Below are 18902 nucleotides of genomic sequence, written 5' to 3'. Positions count from 1 at the left end.
GACTATAATTGAAGTATGAAATGGAGGAAGAAGAAATGAAAAATAAAATGATTGTCGCAGTGAGTTTAGTAGCAGCAGGAGTTATGACCTATCTCATGTTTTCAGGATTGGACGAGGGTTTCTACCATTTTCCTTGGGAGCTCTTTGCTGGCTTTGGAATGATGTCTTGGCTTGTCAGAGAAGGTTTGAAATTGGTCAGAGATGTGAAAAAGGAGTTTGAGGAATGAAAAAAGCAATCATCTATTTCTTTATCAGCCTATCACTCTTGGTATGGTTAGTGGAAATGTTTACTGGTTGGTTTGACCAAACCGTGCTTCGCCAATTTATTCGTGGTGCTTGGGGTTTTGGGTTTATGATTTTCGTCGTTTTCCCTATGGGAATGAAGTGGTTGAAAGGAGAATCTCATGACTGTGATTAAAGTTGAGAAATTGAGTAAGAAAATAAAAGACAAGGAGATCTTGCGGAACATCTCCTTTGAAATCAACGATGGTGAATGTGTCGCCTTGATCGGACCTAACGGAGCAGGTAAGACGACCTTGATTGATTGCCTCTTGGGCGACAAGTTCGTGAGCTCAGGTCAGATAGCTATTCAAGGCTTTGCACCAACAGATCCTCGATTAAAGCAGCTTATTTCTATCTTACCTCAAGAAAATACGGTGGTTCAAGACTTGAAAGTGAAAGAACTCTTATCCTTCTTTCAATCAATCTATCCAAACAGTCTCTCCAATCAAGAAATTGATGACTTGCTGAGATTTTCGGACAAACAGAAAAATCAGCTAGCGGGCAAGTTGTCTGGTGGGCAAAAACGTTTGTTCTCTTTCGTGTTGGCACTAATAGGTCGTCCGAAAATTCTATTTTTGGACGAACCAACTGCTGCCATGGATACCTCGACACGTCAGCATTTTTGGGAAATTGTCAATCAGTTAAAGAAAAATGGTGTCACCATTGTCTACTCTTCTCACTATATCGAAGAGGTAGAACATACGGCTGACCGCATTTTGGTCCTCCACAAGGGTGAATTGATCCGGGATACGACACCTTATGCCATGCGTGGTGAAGAACAAGAAAAACATTTTACGGTACCACTAACTTATCAGGAAGTTATCAGCACTTTGGACCAGATTCAAGGGCTTGAAATCAAGCAAAATGCTCTTTCCTTCACAACCAAAGAAGCCAGCCAGGTATGGAAAGTCTTGCAAGAACAGGGCTGCATGATCGAAGAAATTGAAGTTCGCAATCGAACTCTCTTAGACAGTATCTTCGAAACGACTCAAGACTAAAGGAGATTGACGATGAAAAATATGACAAGTCTCATGAAAGTGGAAATCATTCTGATGAAACGGCAAGCAGTCTACTACTTGCTATCCATCGGACTTCCAAGTGTGTTTTACCTTATCTTTTCTGGTATGATGTCAGGGTCAGATATTCCAGAAATTGCTCTTCAAGCCTATCTTTTTGCCATGACGCTCTTTAGTATCATGTCAAGTGCTTTTTTCAGTATCCCAAGCACACTCGAGTCTGATAAGACAAACAACTGGCAAAAATTGATTCAACATTCTCCCGTATCTATGGTAGAATATTATGTATCAAAACTGTTCAGCACTCTGCTTACTTTCTTGTTATCAATTACAGTTGTCTTTTCAGTTGGTCATTTTGTCCGCGGAGTGACGCTACCTTGGCTTGACTGGTTGGTAATTGGTGCTATTTTGCTGGTCGGAAGTGTGGTCTTTATCAGTATGGGTGTCTTGGTGAGCTTGCTTCCCAGTGCTCAACTGATGACGGTTGTTGGAAATATTGCCTATATTGCTTTGGCTGTCCTAGGTGGACTCTGGTTCCCCTTGGATTCCTTCCCAGAATGGCTCCAATCTATTGGAAAGCTGACTCCAACCTATCAACTGATGCAGGTTGTCTCGACTTATTTGGAGCATCACGAGTTTAACATTCTTGCTGCCTTGGTTGTACTAGGTTATACAGTTTTCTTTGGTGTATTGGTCATTCAACTGAAAAAACGGATTGAGGTAAAATAAATCTATGTTGGAAAAATTTAAAAACATTCATTATATGTTTCATATTTCAATTGTGTTTATCATCTTTCCTATAGCGGGTGTCATCGTTGGAGATTACCCGCTTTTAACCTTGCTATGGACCCTACTATTTGTACTTGCCTTCTATTCGGTTTTAATCAGTCAGAATCGCACCGTGCAGTGGCTAGCATGGTGGTCCATGCTTGTCTACATTTTTTATACATCTGTTTGGCTAAGTTCAGGTTTCACATGGTTTATCTTTTATTTATCCAATCTCCTTATTTATGAGCTGGATGAGATTTCTTTTCACTCTTGGCGTTTTGTCAGTTTTATTGTCCTGCAACCATTTATTCTGATCGGAATCTATATGGTCAATCATGTTAGTCCCTGGCAGCTACTCTTTTTCTTGGTGACCTTTATCTTTTCCGATGCAATGACCTTTGGTCTTTATCGAATTCGATTGTCGGAGGACATAAAAGAAGAAAAGATGAAACAAAATGCCAAGCTCAATCTTTTCTTGGCTGAAAACGAACGCAGTCGTATCGGTCAGGATCTTCATGACAGTCTAGGCCATACCTTTGCCATGTTGAGTGTGAAGACGGACCTTGCCCTACAACTTCTTCAAATGCAGGCCTATCCACAGGTGGAAAAGGAATTAAGAGAAATACAGCAAATTAGCAAAGAATCAATGCGTGAAGTTCGTACAATTATCGAAAATCTTAAAACAAGAACCCTTGCTTCCGAATTTGCGACTGTTAAAAAAATGCTGGAAATTGCAGGAATTGAGACAGAAATCAATCACCAACTAGATACAGCTAGCCTAACTCAGGAATTAGAATCAACGGCCTCCATGATTTTACTTGAGTTAGTGACCAATATCATCAAACATGCCAAAGCATCCAAAGCTTACTTGAAATTAGAACGAACAGAGAAAGAACTCATTCTAACAGTGAGAGATGATGGCTGTGGCTTTGCTTCTCTAAAAGGGGATGAACTCCATACTGCTCGAGACCGTGTCCTTCCTTTTTCAGGAGAAGTAAAGGTGATCAGTCAGAAACATCCGACTGAAGTGCAGGTTCGGCTACCTTATAAGGAGAGAAACTAAGATGAAATTACTTGTTGCAGAAGATCAAAGTATGTTGCGAGATGCTATGTGCCAGTTGCTTGCCTTTCAACCAGATGTAGATTCTGTCCTACAAGCCAAGGATGGCCAAGAAGCAATCCAACTTTTAGAAAAAGAGTCTGTCGATATCGCCATTCTTGACGTAGAAATGCCTGTTAAGACAGGCCTCGAAGTCTTGGAGTGGATACGAGCAGAAAAGCTAGAAACAAAGGTGGTTGTGGTGACAACCTTCAAGCGCCCTGGCTATTTTGAACGCGCGATTAAGGCTGGAGTGGATGCCTATGTCTTGAAAGAAAGAAGCATTGCAGACCTCATGCAAACCTTGCACACTGTTCTCGAAGGACGCAAGGAATATTCGCCTGAATTGATGGAAGTGGTGATGACGCACCCCAATCCGTTGACAGAACAAGAGATTGCTGTCTTAAAGGGAATCGCTCAGGGCTTATCCAACCAAGAAATTGCAGACCAACTCTATCTATCAAACGGAACCGTCCGAAACTATGTCACCAATATTTTTTCCAAGTTAGATGCAGGCAATCGAACAGAGGCAGCCAACATCGCAAAAGAATCTGGTTGGCTTTGATAAGAAGGGTTAAAAAATTCCGAAATGACAACTTGAATCAAAGGAAAACCATACTAGAAAGGAGGAGGCAAATTGTCTCCTTTTCTGGTTTAGAAAAGCGGTGAAAGCTAGTGTCAAAGAGTTAAATGATCAGAATAAAAATGAAAAATATCTTGACAATGAAGGAAAAATTGTGTTACAATAATAGACGGTACTTTTTACTTTTGGTCTCTCAAAAGTGTACAGGGACGTGCTGACAAATGTTGCAAAAGTACACACAGATGGTAGCTGTCACCAAGTGTATCATCACCAAAAATAAAAAAACACAGGAGAATGTAGATGCCTACAATTAACCAATTGGTTCGCAAACCGCGTAAATCAAAAGTAGAAAAATCTAAATCACCAGCTTTGAACGTTGGTTACAACAGTCATAAAAAAGTTCAAACAAACGTTTCTTCACCACAAAAACGTGGTGTTGCAACTCGTGTGGGAACAATGACACCTAAAAAACCTAACTCTGCCCTTCGTAAATTCGCTCGTGTACGTTTGAGCAACCTTATCGAAGTTACTGCCTACATCCCAGGTATCGGACACAACTTGCAAGAGCACAGCGTGGTGCTTCTTCGTGGTGGACGTGTAAAAGACCTTCCAGGGGTACGTTACCATATCGTCCGTGGTGCACTTGATACTGCAGGTGTTAACGATCGTAAACAAGGCCGTTCTAAATACGGTACTAAACGTCCAAAAGCATAAGGAAAGGGGATAAAGAGAAATGAGTCGTAAAAATAGAGCTCCAAAACGTGACGTATTGCCAGATCCGCTTTACAATTCACAACTAGTTACTCGTCTTATCAACCGCGTTATGCTTGATGGTAAACGTGGTACAGCTGCTTCAATCGTTTACGGTGCTTTTGAGCAAATCAAAGAAGCTACTGGTAACGATGCACTTGAAGTATTTGAAACAGCTATGGGAAACATCATGCCTGTACTTGAAGTACGTGCACGTCGTGTTGGTGGATCTAACTATCAAGTCCCAGTTGAAGTTCGTCCAGAACGTCGTACAACACTTGGACTTCGTTGGTTGGTAACCATCGCTCGCCTTCGTGGTGAACACACAATGCAAGACCGTCTTGCAAAAGAAATCTTGGATGCTGCGAACAACACTGGTGCAGCAGTTAAGAAACGTGAAGACACTCACCGTATGGCTGAAGCTAACCGTGCCTTCGCACACTTCCGTTGGTAAGAATAAGATACTAAGGGCGTTAAAAAAGCGACTGAAAATTAGGAAGCTTGACGCAGAATCAAAGATTCTAGGAAAGCTTATCTATTTTTCGAGCTTTTAGCCCGAGTTCAATTGAGTTCAACTCAGCTAACTAACTTTAGCCCTAGTTCAATTCAACTTATCTACAAGTTGAAACCAACAAAAACAAGATAAACATTGAGAACGGGTGGGTCCTGCCTATCCGTTTTTATTAAAATCGTGTTATAATAGAATAGAAATTAAAAATAAATAGGAGAAACAAACCTCATGGCACGCGAATTTTCACTTGAAAAAACTCGTAATATCGGTATCATGGCTCACGTCGATGCCGGTAAAACAACAACTACTGAGCGTATTCTTTACTACACTGGTAAAATCCACAAAATCGGTGAAACTCACGAAGGTGCGTCACAAATGGACTGGATGGAGCAAGAGCAAGAACGTGGTATCACTATCACATCTGCTGCGACAACAGCTCAATGGAACAACCACCGCGTAAACATCATCGACACACCAGGACACGTGGACTTCACAATCGAAGTACAACGTTCTCTTCGTGTATTGGACGGTGCGGTTACTGTTCTTGACTCACAATCAGGTGTTGAGCCTCAAACTGAAACAGTTTGGCGTCAAGCAACTGAGTATGGAGTTCCACGTATCGTATTTGCCAACAAAATGGACAAAATCGGTGCTGACTTCCTTTACTCAGTAAGCACACTTCACGACCGTCTTCAAGCAAACGCACACCCAATCCAATTGCCAATCGGTGCTGAAGATGACTTCCGCGGTATCATCGACTTGATCAAGATGAAAGCTGAAATCTATACTAACGACCTTGGTACAGATATCCTTGAAGAAGATATTCCAGCTGAATACCTTGACCAAGCTCAAGAATACCGTGAAAAATTGGTTGAAGCAGTCGCTGAAACTGATGAAGACTTGATGATGAAATACCTTGAAGGTGAAGAAATCACTAACGAAGAATTGAAAGCTGCTATCCGTAAAGCAACTATCAACGTTGAATTCTTCCCAGTATTGTGTGGTTCTGCCTTCAAGAACAAGGGTGTTCAATTGATGCTTGATGCGGTTATCGACTACCTTCCAAGCCCACTTGACATCCCAGCGATCAAAGGTATCAACCCAGATACAGACGAAGAAGAAACTCGTCCAGCATCTGACGAAGAGCCATTCGCAGCTCTTGCCTTCAAGATCATGACGGACCCATTCGTAGGTCGTTTGACATTCTTCCGTGTATACTCAGGTGTTCTTCAATCAGGTTCTTACGTATTGAACACTTCTAAAGGTAAACGTGAACGTATCGGACGTATCCTTCAAATGCACGCTAACAGCCGTCAAGAAATTGACACTGTTTACTCAGGTGATATCGCTGCTGCCGTTGGTTTGAAAGATACAACAACTGGTGACTCATTGACAGATGAAAAAGCTAAAATCATCCTTGAGTCAATCAACGTTCCAGAACCAGTTATCCAATTGATGGTTGAGCCAAAATCTAAAGCTGACCAAGACAAGATGGGTATCGCCCTTCAGAAATTGGCTGAAGAAGATCCAACATTCCGCGTTGAAACAAACGTTGAAACTGGTGAAACAGTTATCTCTGGCATGGGTGAGCTTCACCTTGATGTCCTTGTTGACCGTATGCGTCGTGAGTTCAAAGTGGAAGCGAACGTAGGTGCTCCTCAAGTATCTTACCGTGAAACATTCCGCGCTTCTACTCAAGCACGTGGATTCTTCAAACGTCAGTCTGGTGGTAAAGGTCAATTCGGTGATGTATGGATTGAATTTACTCCAAACGAAGAAGGTAAAGGATTCGAATTCGAAAACGCAATCGTCGGTGGTGTGGTTCCTCGTGAATTTATCCCAGCGGTTGAAAAAGGTTTGGTAGAATCTATGGCTAACGGTGTTCTTGCAGGTTACCCAATGGTTGACGTGAAAGCTAAGCTTTACGATGGTTCATACCACGATGTCGACTCATCTGAAACTGCCTTCAAGATCGCGGCTTCACTTGCTCTTAAAGAAGCTGCTAAGTCAGCACAACCAGCTATCCTTGAGCCAATGATGCTTGTAACCATCACTGTTCCTGAAGAAAACCTTGGTGATGTTATGGGTCACGTAACTGCTCGTCGTGGACGTGTAGATGGTATGGAAGCTCACGGTAACAGCCAAATCGTTCGTGCTTACGTTCCACTTGCTGAAATGTTCGGTTACGCAACAGTTCTTCGTTCAGCATCTCAAGGACGTGGTACCTTCATGATGGTATTTGACCACTACGAAGATGTACCTAAGTCAGTACAAGAAGAAATCATTAAGAAAAACAAAGGTGAAGACTAATCAGTCCTCACTCTAGAAGGAAGTCACTTAGTGGCTTCCTTTTTTTGTCTTTAACTATTCATTTTTGCTGAATATAGTATACGAATTTAATCGCTAAGTGAGAAAAATACTAATTCTATCCAGAAAGAAAACATTCTAATTTGATAAATTAAAGTAAATAAAGGTTCCTAATTCCGTAGAAAAGTTAATAAAAATGAGGAAAAGATTCATAAATACACTTTTAGATAGAAAATTCAGAAAATTGACTCTTTTGCCTTGAAAATTTTTGAAAAAATGGTATGATAGTAACAAGCTATTTTTTTAAGAGAAGAGAAAGGGGAAAAATGGAGAAAATCAGTTTAGAATCTCCTAAGACGGGGTCGGACCTAGTTTTGGAAACACTTCGGGACTTAGGGATTGATACTATTTTTGGTTATCCTGGTGGTGCAGTCTTACCTTTGTATGATGCGATATACAATTTTAAAGGTATTCGCCACATCTTAGGACGCCATGAGCAAGGTTGTTTGCACGAAGCTGAAGGATATGCCAAATCAACTGGAAAGTTGGGCGTTGCCGTCGTCACGAGTGGACCGGGAGCAACAAATGCCATTACAGGGATTGCAGATGCCATGAGCGATAGCGTTCCCCTTTTAGTCTTTACAGGTCAAGTTGCAAGAGCTGGGATTGGGAAAGATGCCTTTCAGGAAGCAGACATCGTGGGTATTACCATGCCCATTACCAAGTACAATTACCAAGTCCGTGAAACGGCAGACATTCCCCGTATCATTACGGAAGCTGTTCATATCGCAACGACAGGTCGTCCAGGTCCTGTTGTGATTGACTTGCCAAAGGATGTATCAGCTCTAGAGACAGATTTCATTTATTCACCAGAGGTGAATTTACCAAGTTACCAACCGACGCTTGATCCAAATGACATGCAAATCAAGAAAATCTTGAAGCAATTGTCAAAAGCCAAGAAACCTGTTTTGTTGGCAGGCGGTGGTATCAGCTATGCGGAAGCTTCTAAGGAGCTCAATGAATTTGCTGAACGTTACCAAATTCCAGTAGTCACTAGTCTTTTGGGGCAAGGAACCATTGCAACGAGTCATCCGCTTTTCCTAGGGATGGGAGGCATGCACGGTTCTTTCGCAGCCAACATTGCAATGACGGAAGCGGACTTTATGATTAGTATTGGTTGCCGTTTCGATGACCGCTTGACTGGAAATCCTAAGACCTTTGCGAAGAATGCTAAGGTTGCCCATATCGACATTGACCCAGCTGAAATTGGTAAGATTATCAGTGCAGATATTCCTGTAGTGGGAGATGCTAAGAAAGCCTTGCAGATGCTGTTAGCAGAACCAACTGTTCATAACAATACTGAAAAATGGATTGAAAAAGTTACCAAGGACAAGAATCGAGTTCGTTCTTATGATAAGAAAGAACGTGTGGTTCAACCTCAGGCCGTTATTGAACGCATCGGTGAGTTGACGCATGGGGATGCCATTGTCGTAACTGACGTAGGGCAGCACCAAATGTGGACAGCTCAGTATTATCCTTACCAAAATGAGCGTCAGTTAGTCACTTCAGGTGGTTTGGGTACCATGGGCTTCGGAGTTCCTGCAGCTATTGGAGCCAAGATTGCCAATCCAGAAAAAGAGGTCATCCTTTTTGTTGGTGATGGTGGCTTCCAAATGACCAACCAAGAGCTAGCAATCCTAAACATCTACAAGGTGCCGATTAAGGTTGTCATGTTGAATAACCACTCACTAGGAATGGTTCGCCAGTGGCAGGAATCCTTCTATGAGGGTAGAACTTCCGAGTCAGTCTTTGACACACTTCCTGACTTCCAGCTGATGGCACAGGCTTACGGTATCAAAAACTATAAATTTGATAATCCAGAGACGATAGAGAAGGATCTAGAAGTCATTCTGGAGGATGTGCCGATGTTTATCGAGGTGGATATTTCTCGTAAGGAACAGGTCTTACCGATGGTACCAGCTGGTAAGAGCAATCATGAGATGTTGGGGGTGAAGTTCCATGCGTAGAATGTTAACAGCTAGATTGCAAAACCGTTCAGGAGTTTTGAATCGTTTTACAGGTGTCCTTTCTCGTCGTCAAGTCAATATTGAGAGTATCTCAGTTGGTGCGACAGAGAACCCCAATGTATCTCGCATCACCATCATTATTGATGTAGCATCTCATGATGAAGTAGAGCAAATTATTAAGCAGCTTAATCGTCAAATTGATGTGATTCGCATTCGTGATATCACAGATAAACCACACTTGGAAAGAGAAGTTATCTTGGTGAAGGTATCTGCTCCTGCTGAGAAGCGTGCAGAAATCTTGGCCATTATCCAACCTTTCCGAGCAACGGTAGTAGATGTGGCTCCAAGCTCAATCACCATCCAGATGACGGGAAATGCTGAAAAGAGTGAAGCTTTATTGCGAGTGATTCGACCATATGGTATTAAAAATATCGCTCGTACGGGTGCAACTGGATTTACCCGCGACTAATACTCTTTGATTTTCATTGAGTATAAAATCCAGCATAAATTTGTTAAACCAGCCTATAAGGCAATAAAAAATAGAAAAGAGAGAAAAACTATGGCAGTTCAAATGGAATACGAAAAAGATGTTAAAGTAGCAGCGCTTGACGGTAAAAAAATCGCCGTAATCGGTTATGGTTCACAAGGACATGCGCATGCGCAAAACTTGCGTGATTCAGGTCGTGATGTCATCATCGGTGTGCGTCCAGGTAAATCTTTTGACAAAGCAAAAGAAGATGGTTTTGACACTTACACAGTAGCAGAAGCAACCAAATTGGCTGACGTTATTATGATTTTGGCACCAGACGAAATCCAACAAGAATTGTACGAAGCAGAAATCGCTCCAAACTTGGAAGCTGGAAATGCAGTTGGATTTGCTCATGGTTTCAATATCCACTTTGAATTTATCAAAGTTCCTGCAGATGTAGATGTTTTCATGTGTGCTCCTAAAGGACCAGGACACTTGGTACGTCGTACTTACGAAGAAGGATTTGGTGTGCCAGCTCTTTACGCAGTTTACCAAGATGCAACTGGAAATGCGAAAAACATTGCTATGGACTGGTGTAAAGGTGTTGGGGCAGCTCGTGTTGGTTTGCTTGAAACAACTTACAAAGAAGAAACTGAAGAAGATTTGTTTGGTGAACAAGCCGTACTTTGTGGTGGTTTGACTGCCCTTATCGAAGCAGGTTTTGAAGTCTTGACAGAAGCAGGCTATGCCCCAGAATTGGCTTACTTTGAAGTTCTTCACGAAATGAAATTGATCGTTGACTTGATCTATGAAGGTGGATTCAAGAAAATGCGTCAATCTATTTCAAACACTGCTGAATACGGTGACTATGTATCAGGTCCACGTGTGATTACTGAGCAAGTTAAAGAAAACATGAAAGCTGTTTTGGCAGATATCCAAAATGGTAAATTTGCAAATGACTTTGTAAATGACTACAAGGCTGGTCGTCCAAAATTAACTGCTTACCGTGAACAAGCAGCTAACCTTGAAATTGAAAAAGTTGGTGCAGAATTGCGTAAAGCAATGCCTTTCGTTGGTAAAAACGACGACGACGCATTCAAAATCTACAATTAATTCTTGTAAAGAGAGACAGAAGGCGAGTTGGGGGTACCTAACTCGTTTTTTATCTTGAACAGTATTTGAGGAGGAGACAATGCTAAGTGCAAAAGATGTGGTGAAAGCCCACAAAGTTTTGAGTGGTGTAGTAGTTGATACACCACTAGAATATGATCATTATTTATCAGAAAAATACCAAGCAAAGATTTATCTCAAAAAGGAGAATGCGCAACGTGTTCGCTCTTTTAAAATTCGTGGAGCCTATTATGCCATTTCTCAACTGTCAAAAGAAGAACGCGAGCGTGGTGTAGTCTGTGCCTCTGCGGGAAATCATGCCCAAGGTGTCGCCTATACTTGTAATGAGATGAAGATTCCTGCAACGATCTTTATGCCCATCACAACACCGCAACAAAAGATTGGGCAGGTTCGCTTTTTCGGTGGAGAGTTTGTGACGATCAAGTTGGTTGGGGATACCTTTGATGCTTCTGCTAAGGCAGCACAAGAATTTACATTAACAGAAAACCGCACCTTCATCGATCCTTTTGATGATGCGCATGTTCAGTCTGGTCAAGGGACTGTAGCCTATGAAATTCTTGAAGAAGCCCGTAAAGAGTCTATTGATTTTGATACAGTACTTGTACCAGTAGGTGGTGGCGGATTGATTGCCGGTGTTTCTACTTATATTAAGGAAACCAACCCGACTATTGAAGTGATCGGGGTAGAAGCCAATGGAGCTCGCTCTATGAAGGCTGCCTTTGAAGCTGGGGGACCAGTTAAACTCAAAGAAATTGATAAGTTTGCTGATGGGATAGCTGTGCAGAAGGTTGGACAATTAACCTATGAAGCGACCCGAAAAAATGTTGAAACGCTGATTGGAGTGGACGAGGGATTGATTTCCGAAACCTTGATTGATCTTTATTCCAAACAAGGTATTGTAGCAGAACCAGCCGGAGCTGCCAGTGTTGCAGCCTTGGAAGTTTTATCAGACTATATCAAAGGCAAGACGATTTGTTGTATCATTTCTGGAGGAAATAACGATATCAACCGTATGCCAGAGATGGAAGAACGTGCCTTGATTTACGATGGAATCAAGCATTACTTTGTAGTGAATTTCCCACAACGTCCAGGAGCTCTACGAGAGTTTGTAAATGACATTTTGGGGCCAAATGATGACATCACTCGTTTTGAATATATCAAACGAGCAAGCAAGGGGACAGGCCCTGTCTTGATTGGGGTAGCTCTTGCCAATAAGCATGACTATGCTGGATTGATTCATCGAATGGAAAAGTTTGACCCATCTTATATTAATTTGAATGGGAACGAAACGTTGTATAATATGTTAGTTTAAGCTAAAATAAAATTATTATCATATTATTTGCGTAATAATGATGATGGTGCTATAATGAGGGTGACGAAAGGGGGAGATTCCCATGGTTTTACAAATTTTACTTGTTTTATTGTTTTTAGTGGTGATTGCATCAGTGATTATGGTTAGTTCTGTGTATGTGGTTCGACAACAATCTGTCGCTATCATAGAACGCTTTGGTAAATACCAAAAGTTGAGTAATAGTGGTATTCATTTACGAGCTCCTTTTGGAATTGATAGGATTGCGGCAAGAGTTCAACTACGCTTGTTGCAAAGTGAGATTGTTGTAGAGACAAAGACGCAAGATAATGTATTTGTAACGATGAATGTGGCAACTCAGTATCGAGTAAATGAAAACAATGTCACAGATGCTTATTATAAATTGATGCGTCCAGAAGCCCAAATTAAATCCTATATTGAAGATGCTTTGCGTTCATCTGTGCCAAAGCTAACCCTAGATGAGTTGTTTGAGAAGAAGGATGAAATCGCCTTAGAAGTTCAAAAACAAGTGGCGGAAGAAATGTCTACGTATGGGTATATCATTGTCAAAACGCTGATTACTAAGGTTGAACCTGATGCTGAAGTAAAACAATCAATGAATGAAATTAACGCGGCTCAACGTAAGAGAGTTGCGGCGCAAGAGCTTGCTGAAGCAGATAAGATTAAAATCGTGACCGCAGCAGAAGCTGAAGCAGAAAAAGATCGCCTACATGGTGTAGGGATTGCAGAGCAGCGTAAAGCAATTGTTGACGGACTAGCTGATTCTATCCAAGAGTTAAAGGGAGCCAATGTTGAGCTAACTGAAGAACAAATCATGTCTATCCTATTAACGAACCAGTATTTAGATACGTTGAATAATTTTGCAGATAAAGAGGGTAATAATACAATCTTCCTACCAGCAAATCCTAATGGAGTCGAGGACATAAGAACTCATATATTATCGGCTTTAAAAGCCAAATAAAAATATGCAGAATAATATAGTTGCGACGAATATATGTTTTTTTATTGACAAAAGAAATAAAAACGTATACAATTAAGTATTGTAAAGAATAATTTAGGAGAAGAACATGGCTAAGTCGAACTTTGAAAAAGTAGAAGCAGTTGTTGGCTGGGTTCGTGATAAGAAAATCACAGGCTACCGTATCTCTAAAGAAACGAATGCGCGTGAAATGTCTATCATTGCTCTAGCACAAGGACGCGCAAAAGTTAAAAATATTTCATTTGAAACAGCTCTTGGTTTAATCGATTTCTATGAAAAAAATCATGAAAAATTTGAAGATTAAACTGTGGTCACAGGCAGATTCCTGAATCGAGTCTGCCTTTTCTTTACAATTACAAATTAAAAAGACTGCATTTTTTATGCAGTCTTTGTTTATTAGCTGAGATAACGTTGAAGAAATTCTTTTGTCCGTTCTTCTTTAGGGTTCGTGAAGAGTTCTTCTGGTTTGCCTTCTTCAGCAATGACGCCCTTATCCATAAAGATGACACGGTGAGAGACATCGCGAGCGAATTCCATTTCGTGGGTTACGACGATCATGGTCAAGCCTTCTTGAGCCAAATCCTGCATAATTTTGAGGACTTCTCCGACCATTTCAGGGTCAAGGGCAGATGTTGGTTCGTCGAAGAGAATGGCATCAGGATTCATGGAGAGTGCGCGGGCGATAGCCACGCGTTGTTTTTGACCTCCTGAGAGTTGCTTCGGCTTGGCTTGCCAGTAGCGTTCTCCCATGCCAACTTTTTCGAGATTCTCTTTGGCAATTTTTTCAGCTTCAGAGTGATCACGTTTAAGGACAGTCGTTTGGGCAACGATCGTATTTTCAAGGACATTCAGATTTTCAAAGAGATTGAAAGATTGGAAAACCATACCGAGTTTTTCACGATAATGGGTGAGGTTATAGCCTTTTTCTAAGACATTTTCTCCTCGATAGAGAATCTCTCCCTCTGTAGGTGTTTCTAGTAAATTAATTGAACGAAGGAAGGTTGATTTTCCACTTCCTGAGCTCCCGATGATGGAAATAACCTCTCCTTTATGGACGGTGAGAGAAATGTCTTTTAGCACTTCGTTTTGTCCATATGATTTTTTGAGGTGTTTGATTTCAAGAATTGGTTGTGTCATTTTTTCAAATCCTCCGTTTGCATTTGGTTAGCACCTGTAGTGTAAGTATCCATGTCCATACGACGCTCGATGAAGCGTAGGATACGGGTCACGGTAAAGGTGAGGACAAAGTAAATCACGGCGATGATGGTAAAGGTCTGGAAGTATTGATAGGTTTGTGTTGCTACAGTATTTCCTGAGAAATAAAGCTCAACAACTGAGATAACGTTCAATACAGAGGTATCTTTGATATTGATGACAAACTCATTACCAGTAGCAGGTAAAATATTACGGACAACCTGAGGTAGGACAATCTTACGCATGGTTTGATTGTGGGTCATACCAAGAGCAGTTGCAGCTTCAAACTGTCCTTTGTCAACTGCTAGAATACCACCACGAACGATCTCTGTCATGTAGGCACCCGTGTTGATTGAGACGATGAAGATCGCAGCTAGTGTGCGGTCAAGATTGATACCGAAAGCTTGGGCAGTTCCATAGTAGATAACCATAGATTGAACAATCATTGGCGTACCACGGAAGATCTCGATATAGACATTGAGAATCCAACCGACTAGTTTCTGTAGGGCGTACATTGCCTTGTTCTCAGATAGTGGAGCGGTACGGAAGACCCCGATCGCAAGTCCGATAAGGAGACCTGTGATGGTTCCGATAATGGAGATTAAGAGTGTGATACCAGCACCACGCAAGAGTTGTTGCCAGTTTTCAGAAAGGATCTTAGCGACTTGGCTAAAGAAACTACTTTCTTCCTCTGTTGTTGTAGACTCCACAGGTTGCTCTTTGATCATACGATCCATGAGGGCTACTTGCTCATCCTTTGAGATGGTTTCGATGCTGGCATTGATTTGGCTGATACGGCTGTCATCTTTACGAAGTCCAATGGCAATAGCTGTATCTTCTTCGCCAGTTTTGAAACCTGGTTGAGGTTGGATCATTTTGAACTTAGCGTTAGCAGACTCAGCGGTCAGTGCTTCAGGTCGTTCAGAAACATAGGCATCAATAACACCGGCCTCCAGAGCTTGACGCATCTGAGCGAAGTCACCCATAGCTGTTTCTTTTTTGGAACCTGGAATTTGGGAAATCAAATCATAGAGGTAAACACCTTGTTGAGACGTGATTTTTGCTCCGCTAAAATCCTCTAAAGATTTGGCATTCGCGTAGGCAGAGTCCTTTTTGACCAATAGAACCGGTTCGCTAGTATAGTAACTGCTTGAAAAAGCAATTTCTTGTTTGCGTTCAGCGGTTGGGCTCATACCGGCAATGATCATATCAATTTTGCCAGAAGTAAGGGCTGGAACAAGTCCTTCCCATTTGGTTTTCACAACCAAAGGTTCCTTGCCTAAGTCTTTGGCAATCTTTTTAGCAATTTGAACATCGTAGCCGTTGGCATATTGGTTGGTACCGTCGATTTTGACGGCGCCGTTACTATCGTCGTCTTGGGTCCAGTTGAAGGGGGCGTAAGCAGCCTCCATCCCGATGCGTAAATATTCGTCGGCTTGGACTTGGCTAACTAGTCCTAGGGTAAGGGCTAAGCTAGCAAGGATAGATAAGCATAATTTTTTCATGTTTTCTCCTATTTCTAGTCTAAAAATGACTCCCTCTATTGTATCTAAAAATAGTGAGATTTTCAATACAAGTAAGCCTTTACTTATAAAAAATGATATAATGGTAAAAAGATTGAAAGGGAATCGATTATGAAAAAAAGATGGCTGTTGGCTTTGGTATTTGCTTATTTATTATTTATACCGAGCCTAGTTTTTGCAGTAGACTTTGATATCTTATCCTATCAGGGTGATTTGAATATTCATGCAGATAATACTGCAATTTTTAAGGAAACAATTACCTACCGCTTTGGAGATGATTATAATGGTCAGTTAGTTGGACTAGGGAAAGCTGGGAAAATGCCGGAAGGATTTGACATTGATCCCGACCCGACCGTTCAGGTCTCTAAAAATGGAAGAATTGTTCAAAATGTTTCCTTCTATACTATGGAGGAAGAGGACGGCTACAAGGTAAAAATATACAATGCTGGTTATGCCGGAGATACTGTTCGGGTAACGGTTACCTGGAAATTAACAAATCTTCTCTTCTTATATAAGGATATCGCAGAGCTAAATTGGCAACCCTTGACAGATAGTACTGGAGATATCAAAGAGATTGAGTTTAAGGTCAGCTCTGATACTCCAGCAGAGAAACTCTATTTTCATGCAGGCCAACTCCTAAGGGACTCTAGTGTTGAAAAAGCAAATAATCTCTATCATGTCATGATGAAAGACCTTCCTAGAAAGCGACAGATCGAATTACACGCATACTGGCCTAGAAGTAATTTTGCAGGAGCTCCAGATCAAGGATTAGAGGAAGAACGTTTAACCGATTTTAACCGGATTGAAAGCAATATAGCGACAGAAAAAGCGCAAAGTGAGATTTTGATGAAATGGGTATTTCCCGTCATTTTTATGAGTCTCTTACTTCTAGTTCCTATCTTCTATAGGATGTTTCGTCAGAGTACAAGCATTAAAAAAGTCTTTCCAAAAGATCATCGACTCTACGAACCACCGATGGATTTGCCTCCAATGGTTTTAGCAGAAGCAGTGTATTCAACCTCCTTAGAGGAAGTCAATCCCCTAAACAAATCAGGGTTTGGTAAATTTACTTTTGAACGTTTGATTCAGGCAACCTTGTTGGATTTAGTAGATCGAGGCCATTTATCTATTTTCCAAGGGGATGAGGAACCTTGTGTGCGCATTATCAGTGAAAAGGGTTTGTCCAATTTTGAGAAAGAATGCCTACGCATGACCTTGTCAAATAAGAAAGAATTGGCTATTTCAGAGCTCTTCCCTGATTACCAAGTTTCATCTTCCCTTTACCGTGGTGCCAAAGAGTCAGATGAAAAACATATCCGAGAAACAGGCTCGCGTCTCAAACGCTCCTTTGAAGGAAGACTTCAACGCATTCAGTCTTGTGTCAAGGATAAGGTCCATGTACTTCGTATCCCAAGCTACTATCGTCCCTTGACAAGTGAGGAACGCCGCCTTGCTCTCGGGATGCGGGTCTGTTCAGCCATAACAGCTCTCGGTGGACTGCTATTCTTTTACTATAGTTGGAAAACACATGGTTTCTTTTCGATCCCATTTCTACTCTTAGGATTGACAGGATTAGGGGCTAGTTTCTGGGTTTATCTTGCCACGCGAGGAGCCTATCGCGATGGAGTTCTGACAGAGGAAGGAGCAGAAATCTTCTATCTCTGGACGAGTTTTGAAAATATGCTTCGCGACATCGCTCATCTGGATCAGGCCGAGCTAGAGAGCATCGTCCTTTGGAACCGTCTATTGGTCTATGCGACTCTCTTTGGTTATGCCAAGAAGGTGAGCAAGTTAATAAAAGTCCGCCATATTCAGCTTGAAAATCCAGATTTGAATCTTTATGTAGCCTATGGTTGGCACTCACAGTTCTACACCTCAACTGCACAAATCAAGCAATATACTGCTGTCGCAAATACAGCTAGCAATTACTCTGTATCTTCTGGAAGTGGTTCTTCAGGTGGAGGATTCTCAGGAGGAGGTGGCGGTGGTAGCATCGGCGCCTTCTAAAAAATCTATCGCAACATCTGAAATTATGTTATAATAGAGGACAGAAAAAGGAGTAATGTATGTATTTTATTGAAATTTTGAAGTCAATCTTTTTTGGGATTGTTGAGGGAATTACAGAATGGTTGCCCATTTCAAGTACTGGCCACTTGATCTTGGTTGAAGAATTTGTACAATACAAGGACCAAAATGAAGCCTTCATGTCCATGTTTAATGTTGTTATTCAGCTTGGTGCCATTTTAGCAGTTATGGTCATTTACTTTAATAAGCTTAATCCCTTCAAACCTGGTAAAACTAAGGTAGAAGTTCGTAGAACTTGGCAATTGTGGTCAAAAGTCTTTGTTGCGACCTTGCCTTTGCTATTGGTCTTTAAATTAGATGATTGGTTTGATGCTAACTTCCATAACATGGTTTCAGTTGCAATCATGTTGATTATCTATGGTGTTGCCTTTATCTATCTTGAAAAACGAAATAAGGCGCAAGCCATTGAACCAACAGTAACAGAGTTAGACAAGTTGCCTTATAAAACAGCCCTTTACATTGGGCTCTTCCAAGTCCTCGCTCTCTTCCCAGGAACGAGCCGTTCAGGTGCGACTATCGTTGGTGGTTTGTTGAATGGAACAAGTCGCTCTGTCGTAACAGAGTTTACCTTCTATCTCGGGATTCCTGTCATGTTCGGAGCTAGTGCTTTGAAGATTTTCAAATTTATTAAAGCAGGTCAACTCTTGAGTTTTGGACAACTGTTCTTGCTCTTGGTTGCTATGGGTGTTGCCTTCGCAGTCAGCATGGTTGCCATTCGTTTCTTGACCAGCTATGTGAAGAAACACGACTTTACACTCTTTGGTAAATACCGTATCGTACTTGGTAGTGTTTTGTTGCTTTATAGTTTTGTGCGTTTGTTTGTATAAGAAAAAAGCTTGAGGGAATTT

General features: G+C 41.4%; 19 protein-coding genes. 17 read left to right on the top strand and 2 right to left on the bottom strand.

What is annotated here, in order from left to right; all coding sequences use genetic code 11:
- Window positions 1-20: 20 nt before the first annotated feature.
- The 15 genes from A6J84_RS06430 (at window position 21) to A6J84_RS06355 (ending at window position 13556) form a co-directional block, all read left to right on the top strand.
- A complete protein-coding gene (locus A6J84_RS06430; protein ID WP_000390701.1) occupies window positions 21-227 on the top strand; it encodes a hypothetical protein in 207 nt (68 codons plus the stop codon).
- Window positions 224-418: a hypothetical protein gene (locus tag A6J84_RS06425; protein ID WP_000709170.1), complete on the top strand. Its 195-nt coding sequence runs from the start codon at window positions 224-226 to the stop codon at window positions 416-418. The genes A6J84_RS06430 and A6J84_RS06425 overlap by 4 nt, the downstream gene beginning before the upstream one ends.
- A complete protein-coding gene (locus A6J84_RS06420; protein WP_000216047.1) occupies window positions 405-1280 on the top strand; it encodes an ABC transporter ATP-binding protein in 876 nt (291 codons plus the stop codon). The genes A6J84_RS06425 and A6J84_RS06420 overlap by 14 nt, the downstream gene beginning before the upstream one ends.
- Before the next feature lie 12 nt (window positions 1281-1292).
- A complete protein-coding gene (locus A6J84_RS06415; protein ID WP_049484382.1) occupies window positions 1293-2027 on the top strand; it encodes an ABC transporter permease in 735 nt (244 codons plus the stop codon).
- 4 nt (window positions 2028-2031) lie between these two features.
- Window positions 2032-3129: a sensor histidine kinase gene (locus A6J84_RS06410; RefSeq protein WP_095726277.1), complete on the top strand. Its 1098-nt coding sequence runs from the start codon at window positions 2032-2034 to the stop codon at window positions 3127-3129.
- A 1-nt stretch (window position 3130) separates the two neighbouring features.
- Entirely contained in the window at window positions 3131-3730 is a 600-nt protein-coding gene (locus A6J84_RS06405; RefSeq protein ID WP_071851620.1) for a response regulator transcription factor, read from the top strand.
- 318 nt (window positions 3731-4048) lie between these two features.
- Complete coding sequence (gene rpsL, locus A6J84_RS06395) at window positions 4049-4462, top strand: 30S ribosomal protein S12 (RefSeq protein ID WP_001142332.1); 414 nt, start codon at window positions 4049-4051, stop codon at window positions 4460-4462.
- Window positions 4463-4481: 19 nt separating this feature from the next.
- A complete protein-coding gene (gene rpsG, locus A6J84_RS06390; protein ID WP_009729775.1) occupies window positions 4482-4952 on the top strand; it encodes a 30S ribosomal protein S7 in 471 nt (156 codons plus the stop codon).
- Window positions 4953-5237: 285 nt separating this feature from the next.
- Window positions 5238-7319 (top strand): elongation factor G, encoded by a 2082-nt coding sequence (gene fusA, locus A6J84_RS06385; protein WP_000090339.1) that lies wholly within the window; start codon window positions 5238-5240, stop codon window positions 7317-7319.
- A 323-nt stretch (window positions 7320-7642) separates the two neighbouring features.
- The gene (locus A6J84_RS06380) at window positions 7643-9343 is read left to right on the top strand and encodes an acetolactate synthase large subunit (RefSeq protein WP_049519462.1); all 1701 of its coding nucleotides are present in this window, start codon (window positions 7643-7645) and stop codon (window positions 9341-9343) included.
- Window positions 9336-9812 (top strand): acetolactate synthase small subunit, encoded by a 477-nt coding sequence (gene ilvN / locus A6J84_RS06375; protein WP_001253813.1) that lies wholly within the window; start codon window positions 9336-9338, stop codon window positions 9810-9812. Before A6J84_RS06380 ends, ilvN begins: the two co-directional genes overlap by 8 nt.
- A 90-nt stretch (window positions 9813-9902) precedes the next feature.
- Window positions 9903-10925, top strand: a complete 1023-nt coding sequence (ilvC, locus tag A6J84_RS06370) for a ketol-acid reductoisomerase (RefSeq protein ID WP_000290683.1) — start codon at window positions 9903-9905, stop codon at window positions 10923-10925.
- Between the two features lie 79 nt (window positions 10926-11004).
- A complete protein-coding gene (gene ilvA / locus A6J84_RS06365; RefSeq protein WP_084859609.1) occupies window positions 11005-12255 on the top strand; it encodes a threonine ammonia-lyase IlvA in 1251 nt (416 codons plus the stop codon).
- Between the two features lie 82 nt (window positions 12256-12337).
- On the top strand, window positions 12338-13234 hold the full coding sequence (locus A6J84_RS06360; RefSeq protein ID WP_000244062.1) for an SPFH domain-containing protein: 897 nt from the start codon (window positions 12338-12340) through the stop codon (window positions 13232-13234).
- 106 nt (window positions 13235-13340) lie between these two features.
- Window positions 13341-13556 (top strand): hypothetical protein, encoded by a 216-nt coding sequence (locus tag A6J84_RS06355; RefSeq protein WP_001130031.1) that lies wholly within the window; start codon window positions 13341-13343, stop codon window positions 13554-13556.
- 92 nt (window positions 13557-13648) lie between these two features.
- Here the strand turns inward: A6J84_RS06355 and A6J84_RS06350 are convergent, their stop codons facing one another.
- A complete protein-coding gene (locus tag A6J84_RS06350; RefSeq protein WP_000193352.1) occupies window positions 13649-14389 on the bottom strand; it encodes an amino acid ABC transporter ATP-binding protein in 741 nt (246 codons plus the stop codon).
- The gene (locus tag A6J84_RS06345) at window positions 14386-15951 is read right to left on the bottom strand and encodes an ABC transporter substrate-binding protein/permease (RefSeq protein ID WP_095726276.1); all 1566 of its coding nucleotides are present in this window, start codon (window positions 15949-15951) and stop codon (window positions 14386-14388) included. Before A6J84_RS06345 ends, A6J84_RS06350 begins: the two co-directional genes overlap by 4 nt.
- 129 nt (window positions 15952-16080) lie before the next feature.
- Between A6J84_RS06345 and A6J84_RS06340 the strand changes: the two genes are divergently transcribed.
- Window positions 16081-17976, top strand: coding sequence for a DUF2207 domain-containing protein (locus A6J84_RS06340; protein ID WP_095726275.1), 1896 nt, complete (start codon window positions 16081-16083; stop codon window positions 17974-17976).
- A gap of 59 nt (window positions 17977-18035) precedes the next feature.
- Entirely contained in the window at window positions 18036-18881 is an 846-nt protein-coding gene (locus A6J84_RS06335; protein ID WP_000273567.1) for an undecaprenyl-diphosphate phosphatase, read from the top strand.
- Window positions 18882-18902: the final 21 nt, after the last annotated feature.

Source organism: Streptococcus sp. FDAARGOS_256 (genome assembly GCF_002289235.2).
GTDB lineage: Bacteria > Bacillota > Bacilli > Lactobacillales > Streptococcaceae > Streptococcus.
Note: the sequence above shows the minus strand (reverse complement) of the source record. Positions and strands in the feature narration are given on the sequence as shown.

What these genes read in the sequence shown, in the direction of transcription:
- A6J84_RS06430 (WP_000390701.1), top strand. Translation starts at nt 21, where the DNA reads ATGGAGGAAGAAGAAATGAAAAATAAAATGATTGTCGCAGTGAGTTTA.
- A6J84_RS06425 (WP_000709170.1), top strand. Translation starts at nt 224, where the DNA reads ATGAAAAAAGCAATCATCTATTTCTTTATCAGCCTATCACTCTTGGTA.
- A6J84_RS06420 (WP_000216047.1), top strand. Translation starts at nt 405, where the DNA reads ATGACTGTGATTAAAGTTGAGAAATTGAGTAAGAAAATAAAAGACAAG.
- A6J84_RS06415 (WP_049484382.1), top strand. Translation starts at nt 1,293, where the DNA reads ATGAAAAATATGACAAGTCTCATGAAAGTGGAAATCATTCTGATGAAA.
- A6J84_RS06410 (WP_095726277.1), top strand. Translation starts at nt 2,032, where the DNA reads ATGTTGGAAAAATTTAAAAACATTCATTATATGTTTCATATTTCAATT.
- A6J84_RS06405 (WP_071851620.1), top strand. Translation starts at nt 3,131, where the DNA reads ATGAAATTACTTGTTGCAGAAGATCAAAGTATGTTGCGAGATGCTATG.
- rpsL (WP_001142332.1), top strand. Translation starts at nt 4,049, where the DNA reads ATGCCTACAATTAACCAATTGGTTCGCAAACCGCGTAAATCAAAAGTA.
- rpsG (WP_009729775.1), top strand. Translation starts at nt 4,482, where the DNA reads ATGAGTCGTAAAAATAGAGCTCCAAAACGTGACGTATTGCCAGATCCG.
- fusA (WP_000090339.1), top strand. Translation starts at nt 5,238, where the DNA reads ATGGCACGCGAATTTTCACTTGAAAAAACTCGTAATATCGGTATCATG.
- A6J84_RS06380 (WP_049519462.1), top strand. Translation starts at nt 7,643, where the DNA reads ATGGAGAAAATCAGTTTAGAATCTCCTAAGACGGGGTCGGACCTAGTT.
- ilvN (WP_001253813.1), top strand. Translation starts at nt 9,336, where the DNA reads ATGCGTAGAATGTTAACAGCTAGATTGCAAAACCGTTCAGGAGTTTTG.
- ilvC (WP_000290683.1), top strand. Translation starts at nt 9,903, where the DNA reads ATGGCAGTTCAAATGGAATACGAAAAAGATGTTAAAGTAGCAGCGCTT.
- ilvA (WP_084859609.1), top strand. Translation starts at nt 11,005, where the DNA reads ATGCTAAGTGCAAAAGATGTGGTGAAAGCCCACAAAGTTTTGAGTGGT.
- A6J84_RS06360 (WP_000244062.1), top strand. Translation starts at nt 12,338, where the DNA reads ATGGTTTTACAAATTTTACTTGTTTTATTGTTTTTAGTGGTGATTGCA.
- A6J84_RS06355 (WP_001130031.1), top strand. Translation starts at nt 13,341, where the DNA reads ATGGCTAAGTCGAACTTTGAAAAAGTAGAAGCAGTTGTTGGCTGGGTT.
- A6J84_RS06350 (WP_000193352.1), bottom strand. Translation starts at nt 14,389, where the DNA reads ATGACACAACCAATTCTTGAAATCAAACACCTCAAAAAATCATATGGA.
- A6J84_RS06345 (WP_095726276.1), bottom strand. Translation starts at nt 15,951, where the DNA reads ATGAAAAAATTATGCTTATCTATCCTTGCTAGCTTAGCCCTTACCCTA.
- A6J84_RS06340 (WP_095726275.1), top strand. Translation starts at nt 16,081, where the DNA reads ATGAAAAAAAGATGGCTGTTGGCTTTGGTATTTGCTTATTTATTATTT.
- A6J84_RS06335 (WP_000273567.1), top strand. Translation starts at nt 18,036, where the DNA reads ATGTATTTTATTGAAATTTTGAAGTCAATCTTTTTTGGGATTGTTGAG.